The organism is Acinetobacter sp. P8-3-8 (genome assembly GCF_000214135.1).
GTDB lineage: Bacteria > Pseudomonadota > Gammaproteobacteria > Pseudomonadales > Moraxellaceae > Acinetobacter.
In genome coordinates, this window is sequence record NZ_AFIE01000025.1 from 1 (window position 1) to 15,693 (window position 15,693).

The 15,693-nt window shown below is 37.7% G+C and carries 15 protein-coding genes; 5 read left to right on the forward strand and 10 right to left on the reverse strand.

The features are described from left to right. Window positions 1-82: 82 nt before the first annotated feature. The 8 genes from GGG_RS0111215 to mdtD all read right to left on the reverse strand — a co-directional run bounded on the left by GGG_RS0111215 (window position 83) and on the right by mdtD (window position 8,485). Window positions 83-439, reverse strand: a complete 357-nt coding sequence (locus GGG_RS0111215; protein ID WP_010114950.1) for a RidA family protein — start codon at window positions 437-439, stop codon at window positions 83-85. A 78-nt stretch (window positions 440-517) separates the two neighbouring features. Then, window positions 518-730, reverse strand: a complete 213-nt coding sequence (locus tag GGG_RS0111220) for a hypothetical protein (RefSeq protein WP_010114952.1) — start codon at window positions 728-730, stop codon at window positions 518-520. Between the two features lie 85 nt (window positions 731-815). Next, on the reverse strand, window positions 816-2,243 hold the full coding sequence (gene creD / locus GGG_RS0111225) for a cell envelope integrity protein CreD (RefSeq protein ID WP_010114954.1): 1,428 nt from the start codon (window positions 2,241-2,243) through the stop codon (window positions 816-818). A 186-nt stretch (window positions 2,244-2,429) separates the two neighbouring features. Then, window positions 2,430-3,896 carry a two-component system sensor histidine kinase CreC gene (gene creC, locus GGG_RS0111230; RefSeq protein ID WP_010114955.1) on the reverse strand — a complete coding sequence of 489 codons (1,467 nt, stop codon included), beginning with the start codon at window positions 3,894-3,896 and terminating at the stop codon, window positions 2,430-2,432. Window positions 3,897-3,903: 7 nt separating this feature from the next. After that, entirely contained in the window at window positions 3,904-4,617 is a 714-nt protein-coding gene (gene creB / locus GGG_RS0111235; RefSeq protein ID WP_010114956.1) for a two-component system response regulator CreB, read from the reverse strand. A 423-nt stretch (window positions 4,618-5,040) separates the two neighbouring features. Next, a complete protein-coding gene (dinB, locus tag GGG_RS0111240) occupies window positions 5,041-6,096 on the reverse strand; it encodes a DNA polymerase IV (RefSeq protein WP_010114957.1) in 1,056 nt (351 codons plus the stop codon). A 143-nt stretch (window positions 6,097-6,239) separates the two neighbouring features. Next, complete coding sequence (locus GGG_RS0111245) at window positions 6,240-7,004, reverse strand: GH25 family lysozyme (protein WP_010114958.1); 765 nt, start codon at window positions 7,002-7,004, stop codon at window positions 6,240-6,242. Window positions 7,005-7,093: 89 nt separating this feature from the next. Continuing rightward, entirely contained in the window at window positions 7,094-8,485 is a 1,392-nt protein-coding gene (gene mdtD, locus GGG_RS0111250; RefSeq protein ID WP_010114959.1) for a multidrug transporter subunit MdtD, read from the reverse strand. Between the two features lie 383 nt (window positions 8,486-8,868). Here mdtD and GGG_RS0111255 point away from each other — a divergent pair, with 383 nt between their 5' ends. Next, window positions 8,869-9,834: a hypothetical protein gene (locus GGG_RS0111255; RefSeq protein WP_010114960.1), complete on the forward strand. Its 966-nt coding sequence runs from the start codon at window positions 8,869-8,871 to the stop codon at window positions 9,832-9,834. Between the two features lie 295 nt (window positions 9,835-10,129). Here GGG_RS0111255 and tenA read toward each other — a convergent pair whose 3' ends face one another. Next, window positions 10,130-10,801 carry a thiaminase II gene (tenA, locus tag GGG_RS0111260; RefSeq protein ID WP_010114962.1) on the reverse strand — a complete coding sequence of 224 codons (672 nt, stop codon included), beginning with the start codon at window positions 10,799-10,801 and terminating at the stop codon, window positions 10,130-10,132. A gap of 284 nt (window positions 10,802-11,085) precedes the next feature. On the opposite strand from tenA, the gene GGG_RS0111265 reads away from it, so the two are divergent. The 3 genes from GGG_RS0111265 to ssb all read left to right on the forward strand — a co-directional run bounded on the left by GGG_RS0111265 (window position 11,086) and on the right by ssb (window position 14,317). Further along, window positions 11,086-12,168, forward strand: a complete 1,083-nt coding sequence (locus tag GGG_RS0111265; protein ID WP_010114964.1) for a DUF475 domain-containing protein — start codon at window positions 11,086-11,088, stop codon at window positions 12,166-12,168. A gap of 139 nt (window positions 12,169-12,307) precedes the next feature. Beyond that, window positions 12,308-13,672, forward strand: coding sequence for an MFS transporter (locus tag GGG_RS0111270; RefSeq protein ID WP_034599407.1), 1,365 nt, complete (start codon window positions 12,308-12,310; stop codon window positions 13,670-13,672). Window positions 13,673-13,723: 51 nt separating this feature from the next. Beyond that, window positions 13,724-14,317 carry a single-stranded DNA-binding protein gene (gene ssb, locus GGG_RS0111275; protein WP_010114967.1) on the forward strand — a complete coding sequence of 198 codons (594 nt, stop codon included), beginning with the start codon at window positions 13,724-13,726 and terminating at the stop codon, window positions 14,315-14,317. A 180-nt stretch (window positions 14,318-14,497) separates the two neighbouring features. Here the strand turns inward: ssb and GGG_RS0111280 are convergent, their stop codons facing one another. Beyond that, a complete protein-coding gene (locus tag GGG_RS0111280) occupies window positions 14,498-14,833 on the reverse strand; it encodes a hypothetical protein (RefSeq protein ID WP_010114968.1) in 336 nt (111 codons plus the stop codon). Between the two features lie 219 nt (window positions 14,834-15,052). On the opposite strand from GGG_RS0111280, the gene ahpC reads away from it, so the two are divergent. Next, the gene (gene ahpC, locus GGG_RS0111285; RefSeq protein ID WP_010114969.1) at window positions 15,053-15,616 is read left to right on the forward strand and encodes an alkyl hydroperoxide reductase subunit C; all 564 of its coding nucleotides are present in this window, start codon (window positions 15,053-15,055) and stop codon (window positions 15,614-15,616) included. The last annotated feature ends 77 nt before the right edge of the window (window positions 15,617-15,693 follow it).

Sequence of the window (15,693 nt, forward strand, 5' to 3'; positions counted from 1 at the left end):
CAACCAATAAAAAATGCATGTCCGAACATGCATTTTTTATTGCAACACTGAAAGTGATTATTACAATGTCTAAAGTTGAGCTTTACTCAGGTTTGACTGCAACAACAGTCAGCTCCACTAACACCCGTGGATCATAAAGTTTTGCTTCGACACAAGTACGAGGTAATGCATCAATATCTGCAACCCAAGCATCCCAAACTTCATTGAACGCGGCATAGTCATTTTCAATGTCTTTTAAATAAATCGTCACCGATAAGATATGGCTTTTATCTGTGCCAGCATCGGCAAGAAATTGGTCAATGATGTCGAATGTTTGTTGCGTCTGTCCTTTAATATCTAAGTCAAAGTCAGAAGCCAATTGCCCTGCTAAATGCACCAAATTACCTGAAACAGCAATTTCAGAAAAGCGATTTGACACATGCAAACGTTGTACAGCCATCATATTTCTCTAATACAGATTATTAGGTAAAGTTTACGTGATCATGGTCATTCTGCAAATCTAGTTTGTTGCAATCGGTTAAGTTTGTGCTGATTTTGCCAGTGGATCAATACGAATCAAAAGCTTGGTTTGAAAGATCAAGATGCAATTGTATTCAGGACAGACAATCAAATTGCCTAAGTTTAAAAAATGAATCTGTGCCATTCTCAATTGATTTAAACAAAAAGCAATCGAACTTTGTATTGGGCATAGTCGTCCTAGCTGCTGATTTTTCGAAATATGTGTGTACATAACAGGTCTCGATATTATTTTGACTTGATTGTTTTAAGCAGGCTGTGAATGGTGATGCACCATTCACAAGCGAGATGTTTTTTGATTATCGAGGTGGGGTGTAGGTTCTTAGCTCACGCTCAGGTTTATTCCCAATGCTGTACCAATCAATATGGCGCGTAATAAACATCACAACTGCGAGGACAGCGAAGGCGATAATTGAACCCATTAAGAAAGTTTTGCTGGAAGATTGTAATAACATATACATAATGGTGTATAAGCTACTCAAAATGATGCCAAACAAAGCGGCTGCTTTAAATCCTTTCATCACAAAATATAAATACCAAGTCATTAAGCCGATACAAGCAATCGCCGCTACGATATATGCCCATGCAAAGGCATAATATTCACTGATTGAAAGCAATAGGACAAAGAATATACCTTGCGCCATTGCCACCAATGAGTATTGAATCGGGTGGATTCGCAAGCTTTTCAGCACTTCGAATAAGAAGAAGCAACCAAAGGTGATGATGATAATCACAATACCGTATTTAATCGCGCGATCTGTTTGGGTATAGACATTTACGGACTCTAAAAACTCAGTCGATAGACCAACTTTCTCGTGATTTATTGGTGTATAACCTGCTGTTTCAGCATAACTTGCTCTTTGTGTATAGTTACCTTGAGTGAATTGGCGAGTGCAATCATTGCTTTCACAACGGATGAATTTGTTCAGGTTTTGATGACCTATGGCAATATTTTTCCATTGTGCATTGAATTGCTGTTGAGTGCTGGTATTATCATAAGGCAAGTTTTGCCCATCGTATTTGATATCGGCCCAATTGCCTTTGGCTTGATAAGTGACACTGCGGCTGGTTGGAATTAAGGTAAATTTACTTAAACCTGTTAGATTCGCAGTTAAATCAAAGCGAAAGCCATTTTGAATCGCAGCAATTAATTCAGGATATTTCTTTGTAGAAATACGCATAAAATCAAAACCTGAATCATCACTACCTTGAGCATTTATTTCAAAAGCATAATTTTTATTGAGTATTTTCAGTGTGGGTTGTTGATCTAAACCACGTGGGTCATGGATTGGGAAAATAATTTCTGCACGATCCCAAAGATAGGTTTTATTTTCTAATGGGGTTTTTTGAAAGATTCCATTCGCTGTTAAATTGGCTTGATAGGTGATGGCACGATAAATTGTGCGTTTGTAGGTATCGTCTGAAACATTAAAGTTTGATGTCCATTGAGTGCTATCAGCACCGATATACATCCAGTTTTCTTCTGTGCATGGATAGGATTTTTTCTGTTCATCCAAACAGGTTTTCTGTTCTTGATACGGAACTTGTATATAAGGTGCGATGATGGTTTGTGGGCTGATATTATTTTGCGAAATTTCTTTGAGGAATGCTTGTTGGTAAGCTTGGCGTTCTGAAACAAGGCTGGTAATAAAAAATAAGCCGATCCAGAAAATGGCGACCAGTATGATGATCGCAATGATTTTAAGACTAAGGAAATGAGAGCGCATAATGATTCCTGATGATTTGTTTTTTTCAGGACTAAGTATGTGAAAGTGAGATGGTTTTTGTTTGAGTTGGTTTTGATTTTTAGGTGAAGTTTAGGTGAAGTATTTTAAATCTTAATCTAAGAATTTATAAAAACAATAAATTTTAAAAACAAAAGCTTATACAAGAAGCTACGCTTTAAATTCTTGTTACGGCAATAAAATAGTCACCAATACGCCTTGTCGATGCGGTTCAATAATAGATAGGCGATGGGCTTGAATATTTTGAATATCAATTTGTCCATGATGTTGTTCAATCACTTGTTTGACAATGCTTAAACCAATACCTGAACTGCGTTGCTGGGTAATTGGGCGAGGCAATGAAAAATAAGTATCAAAGATTTGTGAGAGGGCGTATTCAGGAATCCATTCGCCTTCATTAAAGATCTGTAATTGAATTTTTTGCTGAGTTTGATGATGCAATTGAATCAGAATTTTTGCAGATTCTGCTGAAAAATCTAAAGCATTGTCCAAAAGATTGGCAATAGTTTGTTGTAACCAAAACCGATCTGCTCGAATCATACAATCGGCTTCAACCTCCAATAAACATTGAATTTTCTTGGCTTGAATTTGACTGGCATGTTGATCTAAATCCTGTTGTATCAGCTCAGACAAATTAAATTCTTGAATTTCAATTTGATATTTCGATTTTTCTAAACGTGTCAGTAACAGCATGCGATCAATCAAGGTTTTTAAGCGTTGGCTTTGCGTATGAATGTGACCTGCAAACTGTTGTTGATCATTCAATGGTAAATCTTCTTTGAGCAATTCAGCACTGGCTTGAATCGCTGTAAGTGGGCTTTTTAACTCATGGGTTAAAGTATTGACATAATGTTCTACATAGGCACGATCTTCGAGTTTTTCACGCATATTTTCAACAGCTTGAGCCACTTGATTCAGTTCCTTGGCTGAACGAAAATAAGGCGTTTGATTCACTGGAGCAAGTGCTTGAGCGTATTTTCGAACACGGTCAATACTGTGTTTGAGCCAATAGGCGACCAAACTGGCAAGGAATAAACTCAGTAAAGTAATCCATGCGGCTTGGCGTAGTAATTGATCTTCTGCACGTTGAATATAAGGTTGCACAGAACTATTCGGTTTACCAATACTCACCACACCTATTAGTTGTTGTCGATTCTGGGCAGTTTGATAATAGATTGGCGCAGCAATAAACATGGTGCTGCTATTGGAATCACCCTCATAACTGCGAGTAGAACGTACGCCGTATTTACCTTGTAGCGTTAGATAAACATCATTCCACCGAGAATAATTCTGCCCCGTAGCAATGCCTTGTGAATCATAAATCACGATGCCTTTTGCATTGGTAATATAGATTTGTTGGTTAATTTCTTTTTTATTATGCTGCCAAATATTGGCATTGAGTTTTCGATTCAGTGCATTTTGAATTTTTGCATCAAATTGTACGGTGCTGACTTTATTCTCATAGACATCTTCAGCGACTAACATGGCGATAATATTGGCATTTTCAGCGAGTGTGTCTTCAACGACTTGGCGCACATTGGGTTTTACTTGTTGGTTGAAGGTGTAGGACATAAACCACAACCCAAGCAAGATAATTAAGCCAAAGAAAAACCAAATACGAATAAAGATCGACATGGTGTGATCACATCCGTTTTAGGCTATAACCAAAACCACGATGCGTTGTGATCGGGTCATGTTCAGCTGAAATGTGTTTGAGTTTTTGCCTTAAACTTTTGATATGGGTATCGACAGTACGTTCTAAACTATGTTCAGGATGTTCCCAAATATGATCCATCAATTGTTGACGACTAAAGACTTGTTCAGGATGATCGATTAACAATTTTAATAAGCGGTATTCATAACGAGTCAGTTGTAAGGCACTGCCTTGATAATGAATTTGCAGTGATTCATCCATACATTGCCAAGTTTTTGCAGTGATTTCTTGTATCTCAATCGTGCTTTGAGCAGCTTGTAATTGGCTTTGTATGTCCATTCTGCGCCAAATGGCTTTAATACGAGAAACAATTTCACGTGAACTAAAAGGCTTGGTACAGTAATCATCTGCGCCAATTTCCAGTCCTACAATTCGATCAATTTCATCATCTCGTGCAGTTAAAAATAGTAGTGGCGTATGGTTAAACTGACGAATTTTTTTACACACATCAAAGCCGTTTATATCGGGTAAACCGACATCTAAAATAATAAAATCAAAAGTTTGCTGTTGAACAAAAGTAATTGCTTGAGTACCTGTATTGGCCCAAGTGACTTGCCATTCTTCACGTTCCAGTGCATAGCGTAAGGGCATGAGAATTGCGGCATCATCTTCAACACAGAGAATCTGTTTTTTATTATTCATTGCTCTTTGAATATTGTGAAATCATTTTGAGTGTACTGAAATTCTGTTTTTTAGGCGAATGAATTTTGTGTGAAGTTTCCGTGAACTTTGTGATTGTATTGAAAATTTTGGCGTGATATTAAAAATAAAGCAGATGTTTTGAAGTTGGGGATGACCCATGAAAATGTTCGAAGCGCCCTGTAATATTCGGATTTGATCGTCTCGCCAATCACAGGACAGCAGTGCAAAAGTATTGGTGACTTTTGCTATCTTCAGCAACAGCATGGGTAATGTATTGCGCCAAATAGATTACTCTAATTTTAATCAAGGTTGGTAAATATTTAACCGAAACACGTTCTTTTGATTGAAAATTAGTCAAAAAATTTTATTTTTAATTGTTCTTTATTTTCGAAATAAAAATTGACCCTCTCTGCATATAGCCAATCACCATAAAGACAATTGTGTTTCATCCTGTTGTTCTGTGAGTTGGTATAAACCTACGCCAATCAAGCGAAATTGAAGATGTTCAGGAATCTGCATTTCTTGTAGTAAAAGTTTGATGACTTGTACCATGTCTTGTTGTGAATTTAACGCAAGTTTAAAGCTTTTACTATGTTGTAAAACTTGGAAATTCTTCAGTTTTAATTTGACGTTTACGCCACGTGCTTGCATTTGCTTTTTTTGCAAACTGAGCCAAACACGTTCAATCAAATTATCCCAATATGGCGAACATTGCGTGATACTTAAATCATCATCGAAGGTAATTTCCTTAGAAATTTGTTGTCGCTGTCGTTCAGCTTGTACAGGACGCTCATCAATGCCTTGCGCATATAAAAAAAGTTGTTTGCCGTATTTGCCAAAATGATGAATCAGGACATTTTCATCCACTTGTTGTAAATCACCCAAAGTTTCAAGATTTAAACTTTTTAATTTCTCTTGAGTGACTTTGCCTACTCCCGGAATCTTTTTTAATGGCAGATCGTGAATAAAATGCTGTACCTGGCTGGGTTTAATGATGCAAATCCCATTCGGTTTATTCCAATCGGATGCAATTTTTGCCAAAAACTTATTGGGTGCGACACCTGCCGAAGCTGTTAAACCTGTTGTTTTAAAAATATCTGCTCTAATGCATTCGGCAACTTCAGTTGCACTAGGGATATTCTGTAAATTTTCAGTGACATCAAGGAAAGCTTCATCCAAAGACAGGGGTTCAATGGTTGAGGTATAGTGCTGAAAAATTTGATGAATCTGCTGGGATACTTCGCGATATTTTTCAAAATTGGGTTCAATCACCACCACTTGAGGGCAAAGTTTCCTCGCTTGAGCCATCGCCATTGCAGAACGTAATCCAAACTGCCGTGCAGGGTAAGAGGCAGCAGCAATCACAGCCCGTGGATGATGTGAAGAAACCACCACAGGTAAATGTTTTAAGTCGGGACGCTCACGTAGTTCTACAGAGGCGTAGAATGCATCCATATCAATATGAATGATTTTTCTCATAAATTACAGTGCCAAACTGCTGTGTGATTATTTTAACCGATATTGATTTGCTTCAATTTATTTATTTAGGTTTGGTCAATTTTATGCGACAGATTGTGTCCAGATAAACTATTTTTAAATCTTACATCAAATACAATATGGCTTCATTTCTCTGCCTGAATCACCTGATTTTTTTCTAAAAAGGTTTTCCATTCATCTGCGCTACCATGGAAAACATTCAAATCGACTGGTTTGGTGATCCCTTGAATGGAACCTTGATTTGTTTGTTGCCAAAATGTCCACGGACGACCATCTTTTAAATCAGGTTGTTCTTTATATTCACGAATCCAAATCGGTGTGTCCTTAAATTCACCGACTAAAATAATGTTATAAAAATTTTTAGATGTATAGAAAATGGGTTGCTTCGAATAATAGTGATGTAAGTCATCATGTATGATTTTAATTTGTTTTAATAATTGCTCTTTGGTAAAAGTATTAATGCAGTTGCTGTCATATTCCAAGTCAATGACTGGTGGCAAAGCATTGGTTTTATTGGGAACAGATTGAATAAAATTCTGTGCTTGTATTTTGCCATCACGGCATAAACGATAGAAATGATATGCGCCGACATGCATGCCACGTTCACGTGCTTCTAACCAATAATCTTGAAATTTATCATCTTTATAATCACCACCCTCAGTGGCTTTTAGATATACAAATTGATACTGTTGAGGAGAGATTTTTTTCCAATCAATCACACCTTGATGGTGAGATACATCAAAACCTTTGATTGGATAAGTTTCCGCAGCAGCCTTGTTGTTATAGAAAATTGCCAAACTTATGCTAATAACACAACATAAAAGCGCAATCACAACTGCTGAAACATAGCGTGTACGTTTTGTTGATTGCTTTACAGATTGTTTAGGCATGAATTTTCGATCTATTCGGATGGGCTTAGTTTAACGTGATCTGCATCTCAAAACCATGGTGAAGCGCACAGGCGGAGAACATACAAACTTTAAGTTGCCTGATCTTTTGGGATTTGATAGAAAATCAATGCAGTGATGATATTGATTGTTCCCAAGCAGATGAGGGTGGTATGGAAGGCCTGAGTGATATGTTGCTCTCCAAAATACGTGGTAAATACATTTAATAATGCACCAGCCAATGCGACACCAATACTCATCGAAAGCATCATAATCATTGACAAAAAGCTGTTACCGCTACTGGCATCTTGCTGAGCTAAGTCTTTGAGGGTAAAAGTATTCATAGTCACAAATTGCAATGAGTTTAATGTGCCGAAAATAAAGAAATGTAAAGCTCTTAACCATGTTGGCGTATCGGCTGTGGTCAGTGCAAAACTGGCAATACATGCGCCGACCAAAAAGGTATTGATTAACAATAATCTGCGATAGCCGAGTCGAGAAATAATTGGACGAATAATGGGTTTGGAAAATAATGACCCTAAAACCATCGGTGTCATCATGATCCCCGTCATTAACGGTTCCATTTTAAAAGCAATTTGTAGCATCAATGGCAAAATAAAAGGAATCGCATTGCTTCCAAAACGAGCAAAGAAATTGCCTAAAACGCCAATGGCATACATTTTATTTTTAAATAATGTACTGCGAAATAAGGCATTTTGATGGGTATGTGCATGATAGGCATAGAGTAAGGTTGCAATGATTCCAGCAACCAATAAGCCAATACTAAAACTTTTTGAAACTTCATGGCTGGCAATATTTTCAATCCCTAAAGCCATTCCAACCATTGCAATGACCAGTAAAACAAAACCACTTAAATCAAATTTTTTCACTGTAGGTTCGGTGGCATTTGGCATAGCTTTAAAGGTGAGTAACATACCTAAAAGCCCGATGGGTAAATTGATCAGAAAGATCCAGTGCCAAGATGCGACTTCAACCAGCCATCCACCCAGTGTTGGCCCCATAAGTGGCCCCATTAAACCTGCCAAACTCATTAGACTCATCGCAGATAAAAACTGTTCACGTGGAATCAGTTTGAGCATGGCTAAACGCCCAACAGGGAGCAATAATGCACCGCCAATCCCTTGGAGCACTCGAAAAGCAATCAATGTATTGAAACTATTGGAAAGGGCACAACCTAAAGAAGCTGTTGTAAAAATAACAATCGCTGTGAAAAAGGTATTTCTAACGCCAAAACGATCTGCTAACCAACCACTTAAAGGAATACAGGCAGCGACTGAAAGCACATAACTAATGACGACACCATGCATACGCAATGGATTTTCATGCAAACTGTTCGCCATCGCAGGCAACGCCGTGTTGATAATCGTGGTGTCTAAACCTTGCATGAAAAAGCCAATCGAAACTAAAAACACCAATAGATAAAATTGGGGCTGTAATTTTTGATGCGATGGCGTGGCTGTCATATATCTTTTTAAATATAAAATTTTAGAATTATTTTAAAACATTCATTCTGCTAAATCTGTAGGAAAATGTTGTATTTATTCAGTGTGCTAAAGTGGATTGATGACGCTAAATTGAATGTGTAAAAGTCACTCAAATAGACGCAAAAAATCTATAATCAATCTTGATGATGGATCATCACCAAAGTTGTTTTATTTATGAATATATTCAATTATTTATAAGTAAATTTTAATTTAGATATTTTATTTTCCACATAATCTGGAAAATTAAACGTTTGCAAATTCACAAAAGTGTCATAATCTCGCAGACATTTATCAAAATAAAGAATGCTTTCTATGCGTTTGACTATGCATCTGACCATGCATCTAAAAAGAGGTTTAGCACAATGAGCATTGATATTTTAATGATCATCGGCTTTTGTCTAGCCGCTTATTCGATTGTTGGAAATGACGTTCCTCAAACTTTGGGAACATTTATTTCTTCCAATGCACACCGCCCATGGTGGATTCTCTGGATCTATACCAGTACGATTTTAACCGTTGTTTTGTTATATGGTTGGTGGGTGTCTGGTGTCGGTGATGCCTCTTATGGACGTTTAGAAACCATCCCATTTCCAAAAGAAGGCATGACATGGCTTTATGTTGTTCCGCCACTCATTCTTTTGTTTTTAACTCGTTTTGGTATTCCTGTGAGTACCACGTTCCTTGTACTTACGATCTTCTCACCGAGTAGTTTAAGTGCAATGCTGACCAAATCGATGTTGGGTTATGCGGTTGCTTTTGTTGTCGCAATTATTATCTATCGTTTTGTCGTTAAAAGTATCACCATCTATTTCAGTAAAACACGCCATCATCCGCCACCAAGAATTTGGATTGCAATTCAATGGGTTGCAACAGGGTTTTTATGGAGCCAATGGCTGATTCAAGATTTGGCTAACATCTTTGTTTATGTACCACGTGTGGTGCCATTTTGGTTCATGTTATTTGCTATAACCGTGTTTATCACGCTGCTTGGCGTGGTTTTTTACCAACGTGGTGGTGCAATTCAGAACATTATTGACACCAAAACTGGGGTACAAGATGTACGTTCTGCCACCATTATTGATTTCATGTATGCCCTCATTCTTTTGGTGTTTAAAGAGATGAGTAATATTCCAATGAGTACCACTTGGGTGTTCTTAGGTTTACTTGCAGGACGTGAGTTTGCGATGGCGATGCACTTGAATGAAGTCAATAAATATCGAACTTCACGAAATGTCAGTAAAGATGCAATGAAATTGATGTTGGGTTTAGCCGTCAGTATTCTTTTGGCAACTGCTTTGCCTTGGCTTTATCGTGTTATTGAAGGCTAGCATTGATGGCTTAGAAATGATGATGTGTTTTAGGCCCGATTAGATGCTTAGATGAGCATTTAAATCCCTTGTATAACCCTGTTGGTACCTAATGCCGTTCAGTTAAGCGTAATTTAGTCGTTACTCATCTAAGAATCTCCTCTAATCCCTCTTTAAGAAAGATGGGAATTATTGAGGATTTAAAAAAGACTTAACTGATCAGCATTACTGTTGCTACCTATTGAAAATGTTGAGGTATTGGTTTTACAAGGGAAAGTATTAAAAACGCTTAATTCATAAATCTCAGAACTTTATTCTATTGGTCTAAACCTAACCATTGTCTTTGATGATAAGCGCTATCCCAAAATAACCATTCCAATTCAGCACCTTTGGTATAAGCCTTATGCATTTTCTCAAGGGTATCTGCATCACAACATTCAGCAATACGATCAATCGTCACTAAAACATTGCGGACAGCTTCATTAAACTCTTCACCTGAATAGGTATCAATCCAAGCTTGGTATGGATTATTGGCAATTGATTGACTGGTGATGTCTTTGCCAACTTCTGCATAAATCCAGAAACATGGTAATAACGACGCTAAAACAACAGGATAACTTTCAGACCAAGCCGTTGCTGTTAAAAAAGAGGTGTAATGATGGCAAGCGAGTGTGAGCGGTGTATTTTCAAAATCTGTTTTACTGATGCCAAAATCTTTCATAAAACCATCATGTAAACTACGCTCAACAACAATGGCTTCTTTAGCGCCTTGAGTGAATTGGATAATGTCATCCGCTTCATAAGCCTTAGCACCGCATACCGCAAGGGCACGACCATAAGCCACCAAATAATGTGCATCTTGAATCACATAATGACAAAAAGCATCGCGGCTTAATGAACCGTTGGCAAGTTCTTGGTTAAACGGCAGGGCTAAAGTTTTTTGATATAAGGCAAGGTTACGTTGCCAAACGTCTTGAGAGAAGCTCATGTCATTTTCCTACAAAGGTTTTAAATTTAAAAAATAAGTGTGATGAAAGAATAAGTCGCATTAGAACTACAATGAATAAGAGCGACAATCAATAATGAAGATGATCATTATTCTATAATGCTTTAGTGAATTGATCTTAGATTATTCCAGTTTATCTTCATAAAAATAAGACAAACAACTTTGGATTAATGTGAAAAAGCCGTCATAATAAGCGCATTAAAAATCCAATTTTTTATTTCAGTTTTCTCTGATTTAAACCTACTCTCCGCAGGTCACGTGACATTATGAAACATTTTGGTTTCTCAATCTTTTTTACAATTGTGTGTTTAGCAATTTCTGCATATTGGGGCTTTACGCATGGGCCAAATGCAGGCGTACAAGCGATGCTATCTGCACTGACCATTACAGCTATTCTTGCCGTGATGGAAGTTTCACTTTCTTTTGATAATGCTGTGGTTAATGCATCGGTACTCCGTAACTGGGATCATTTTTGGAAAATGATTTTCTTAACGATTGGTATTTTGATCGCTGTATTTGGGATGCGTTTGGTTTTCCCAATTGTTATTGTTGCGGTAACTGCGGACATGGGCATGCTAGAAGTGGTTAAGCTGGCATTGAACAATCCAATTGATTATTCAGCACGACTGATTGCACACCATGCCGAAATTGCAGCTTTTGGTGGTTCATTCTTATTGTTAGTATTTTTAAACTTCTTTTTGGATGAAGGTAAAGATACCCATTGGTTTAGATGGTTGGAAAAGCGTTTAGCAAACTTAGCCAATGTTCCCGCAATGTCTGTTTTCCTTGCGCTGATTGCATTGTTAGCGATGGCTGCCAATGTTGATGAGGCAAAACGCTTAGTTGTAACTATGGCAGGTATTTGGGGCATTGTGATTTATATCGGTGTACAAGTACTAAGCCATTTACTCGGTGGTGAGCCTGAAGTCGATGAAGATGGTAATGCCGTTGGACATGATGCAAGTGGTGCGCCAACAGGGATCATCAAAGCAGGTATTGGTGGTTTTATTTACCTTGAAGTATTAGATGCCTCTTTTAGTTTTGATGGCGTGATTGGTGCTTTTGCGATTACTTCCGATGTCGTCATTATCATGCTTGGACTTGCAATTGGTGCAATGTTTGTACGTTCAATGACGATTTACCTTGTTGATAAAGGCACATTAGATGCGTATATCTACCTTGAACATGGTGCGCATTATGCGATTGGTGCGCTAGCATTCATCATGCTTGCAAGTGGTACAGGCTTGCACATCCCAGAAGTGGTGACAGGTCTGATTGGTGTTGCATTTATCGTATGGGCAATTGTTGCTTCGATTCAATATAACAAACGAATGGAACAACGACGTTAATTCTTTTTTAAGAAAAACGTTTACAATGAAGGGATGCTTTAAAAGCATCCCTTTTTTATACGCAATGTTTCCACAAGTTGTCGCAATATGCGATGATGTGTGCGATGAATAGCTCGCTAGTTTTGATAAGCCCATAGATATGATGAATTCTTTAGAACGCCGATCGACTTTTGCATTAAGCAGTATTTTTGCTTTACGTATGTTGGGTTTGTTCATGATTATTCCTGTCTTTGCGATTGCAGGACAGTCATATCAATATGCTACGCCAACATTGATTGGTTTAGCAGTGGGTGTCTACGGTTTAAGCCAAGCTTTACTACAAATTCCTTTTAGCCTTTGGGCAGACCGTTTTAATCGTAAACCGTTGATCATTTTTGGTTTATTGCTTTTTGCATTAGGTGGCGCAGTTGCCGCAATGTCTGAAACGATTTACGGGGTGATTATTGGCCGTGCCATTGCAGGCGCAGGCGCTGTATCCGCCGTTGTGATGGCATTATTGGCTGATGTGACACGTGAAGAACAACGCACCAAAGCAATGGCGATGATGGGAATGAGTATTGGTCTATCCTTTGTCGTTGCATTTAGTTTAGGACCTTGGCTCACCACATTGGTGGGTATTTCAGGATTATTCTGGGTAACCACAATCATGGGATTGTTGGCTATCTTGATGTTATTTCTGGTACCGAAAACCACACGACATCATAAAAATTATAATCAAGGCTATTTAAATCAGCTTAAACAAGTCTTGAAAATGGGTGATCTCAACCGTTTGCATGTTTCAGTATTTTCATTACATTTATTGCTCACAGCAATGTTTATCTATGTGCCTTCGCAACTCATTAACTTTGCAGGGATTCCGCTGTCTAAACATGGTTTGGTTTATTTACCTTTATTGTTGATCAGTTTGTTCTTTGCCTTTCCAAGCATCATTCTTGCGGAAAAATATCGCAAAATGCGCAGTATTTTCCTCACGGCCATTGCAGGAATCATTGCGGGTTTGATTATTCTAATTTTCGGTTATGAATCTAAATATATCTTGTTGTTAGGACTCGGTTTATTCTTTATCGCATTTAATGTGATGGAAGCTTTATTGCCTTCGTGGTTATCGAAAGCTGCACCGATTCAATCTAAAGCAACGGCTATGGGTGTGAATGCGAGTGCGCAATTCTTAGGTGCATTTTTTGGTGGAACTTTAGGTGGACAATTAATTTTACTGAATAATACTGCAATGGGTTGGAGTGTTTTATCTGCACTTGCTATAATTTGGTTGCTCATTAGTTTTGGGCTGGCTCAACCACGCTATTTAACATCGATTGTATTGCGATTACCTGAGGGTAAACAAACCGATGATTGGACTTCTCAGTTATTGGCAATTCATGGTATTGAAGAGGTCGTGGTGATGTCTGATCAAGAGGTTGCGTATATTAAAGTCGATAAACAGCAAATAGATGATGCTGCGCGACAACATTTAACGCACTTGTTGGGTAAAGAGGTAGCCATTTAAACATAACTCTTATAAAGTAAAACATAGAATCGAATAGGAAGATAACGTCTGATGCGTGGTGTAAATAAAGTCATTTTAGTGGGTACTTTAGGTCGTGATCCTGAAACCAAAACTTTCCCAAATGGGGGCTCTTTAACGCAGTTTTCAATTGCGACAAGTGAATCTTGGACAGATAAAAACTCGGGCGAAAGAAAAGAACAAACCGAGTGGCACCGTATTGTATTACATAACCGTTTAGGTGAAATTGCACAGCAATATTTACGTAAAGGTTCGAAAGTTTATATCGAAGGTTCTTTGCGTACTCGTCAATGGACAGACCAAAATGGTCAAGAGCGTTACACCACTGAAATTCGTGGTGAACAAATGCAAATGTTAGATTCAAATAATCGTCAGCAAGGTGCTGAAGGTGGAGACGGTGGTGGTTATAACCAACCTCGTTTCAACAATAACCAACAACAAGGTGGTTATGGCAATCAAGGCGGAAACCAAGGTCAAGGCGGTTACAACCAATCTAATCAAGGCAACCAAGGTGGTTATGGCAATGGTGGAAACAATGTAAATCAAGGTTTCCAATCACCTAAGCCGCAACAAGCACCAACCCCAGCAGCTGCACCAGCTGATTTAGATGATGATTTACCGTTTTAATTGATTAAAATGGTAAATGCTGAACCAAACCCTTTGTAGAAACAAAGGGTTTTTTATTTGCTATAAATTATTTCTTAGCTGAAACCTACAACTGGGATTACAGCTTTAAACACTGCATTATTGGCAGTATAGAAACCAATATATTGGTTCGGATGGAAGCCATTGCCTTGAATCAACACTTTAAAAAACGCGTGAACTCTGCATATATTCAACTGTTACTTGATTTAAGGCATCAAGGACCAGTGATTTATCACCAGATTGAAGCGCATCATTGAGTTGTTGCATATAGCCTAAAAGTTGTGCTTTAGCTGAGGCAGAAAATTCAGCTGTTACGCCTTGATCTTCATAAAGCAAAACATAATTTTTAGCAAAGCCATAAATAAGAAAAAGTGAGCTTTTTTCTAAATGAGAATCGGCACTTAAAATGTGCGCTTCACACTGATTTTTGAGTTGTTTGAAAGCATCGCTACCGCTAGAAAGGTTTTGGAACTGCTCTAAAAGTGCTGAAAACATCATGTAAATCATCCATTCAAAAAGAAAATCTACAGAACAAGTTAAGGCAGGTCAAGAGGTTTTAAAATAGGGTTTTCCGATAAATAGATCAATTTGCATTAAAATATTAAATCTAATTTTTCGATTATATTGATAAAAAACTACTGTTTTACCAATATTAAATTGTTTCGTATAGTGATCTCACAGATAAGCAATCCCTGAAATGAATTGAAGGAATACCCAATGAGTTTGATCAATACTGAAGTTAAAGCATTCAACGCAACTGCATATAAAAATGGTGAATTTATCGAAGTGTCTGAAAAGAACTTCTTTGGTAAATGGTCAGTTGTATTTTTCTATCCTGCTGATTTTACTTTTGTTTGCCCAACAGAGTTAGGTGATCTTGCAGACAATTATGCTGAATTTCAAAAAATGGGTGTCGAAATTTACTCAGTATCTACCGATACACACTTTACCCATAAAGCTTGGCATGACAATTCTGATGAGATCAAAAAAATCCAATATCCAATGATTGGTGACCCAACGTGGACATTAGCCAAAAATTTTGACGTTCTCATTGAAGCGGAAGGCTTGGCAGATCGAGGTACTTTTGTGATTGACCCTGAAGGGAAAATTCAAATTATTGAAATCAACGCAGGTGGTATTGGTCGTGATGCGCAAGAACTGCTACGTAAAGTAAAAGCTGCACAATATGTACATGCACATCCAGGTGAAGTTTGCCCTGCAAAATGGAAAGAGGGTGATGCAACATTGGCGCCATCTATTGATTTGATTGGGAAAATTTAATTCCTAATTAAAATTCATCAACATTCTATTAAAAGATCCAGAATTAACTTCTGGATTTTTTTATGGTTTTTATTTCT

Excerpts from the sequence above, each read along its gene's own strand:
- GGG_RS0111215 (WP_010114950.1), bottom strand. The coding sequence starts at position 439 with ATGGCTGTACAACGTTTGCATGTGTCAAATCGCTTTTCTGAAATTGCT.
- GGG_RS0111220 (WP_010114952.1), bottom strand. The coding sequence starts at position 730 with ATGTACACACATATTTCGAAAAATCAGCAGCTAGGACGACTATGCCCA.
- creD (WP_010114954.1), bottom strand. The coding sequence starts at position 2,243 with ATGCGCTCTCATTTCCTTAGTCTTAAAATCATTGCGATCATCATACTG.
- creC (WP_010114955.1), bottom strand. The coding sequence starts at position 3,896 with ATGTCGATCTTTATTCGTATTTGGTTTTTCTTTGGCTTAATTATCTTG.
- creB (WP_010114956.1), bottom strand. The coding sequence starts at position 4,617 with ATGAATAATAAAAAACAGATTCTCTGTGTTGAAGATGATGCCGCAATT.
- dinB (WP_010114957.1), bottom strand. The coding sequence starts at position 6,096 with ATGAGAAAAATCATTCATATTGATATGGATGCATTCTACGCCTCTGTA.
- GGG_RS0111245 (WP_010114958.1), bottom strand. The coding sequence starts at position 7,004 with ATGCCTAAACAATCTGTAAAGCAATCAACAAAACGTACACGCTATGTT.
- mdtD (WP_010114959.1), bottom strand. The coding sequence starts at position 8,485 with ATGACAGCCACGCCATCGCATCAAAAATTACAGCCCCAATTTTATCTA.
- GGG_RS0111255 (WP_010114960.1), top strand. The coding sequence starts at position 8,869 with ATGAGCATTGATATTTTAATGATCATCGGCTTTTGTCTAGCCGCTTAT.
- tenA (WP_010114962.1), bottom strand. The coding sequence starts at position 10,801 with ATGAGCTTCTCTCAAGACGTTTGGCAACGTAACCTTGCCTTATATCAA.
- GGG_RS0111265 (WP_010114964.1), top strand. The coding sequence starts at position 11,086 with ATGAAACATTTTGGTTTCTCAATCTTTTTTACAATTGTGTGTTTAGCA.
- GGG_RS0111270 (WP_034599407.1), top strand. The coding sequence starts at position 12,308 with ATGATGAATTCTTTAGAACGCCGATCGACTTTTGCATTAAGCAGTATT.
- ssb (WP_010114967.1), top strand. The coding sequence starts at position 13,724 with ATGCGTGGTGTAAATAAAGTCATTTTAGTGGGTACTTTAGGTCGTGAT.
- GGG_RS0111280 (WP_010114968.1), bottom strand. The coding sequence starts at position 14,833 with ATGATGTTTTCAGCACTTTTAGAGCAGTTCCAAAACCTTTCTAGCGGT.
- ahpC (WP_010114969.1), top strand. The coding sequence starts at position 15,053 with ATGAGTTTGATCAATACTGAAGTTAAAGCATTCAACGCAACTGCATAT.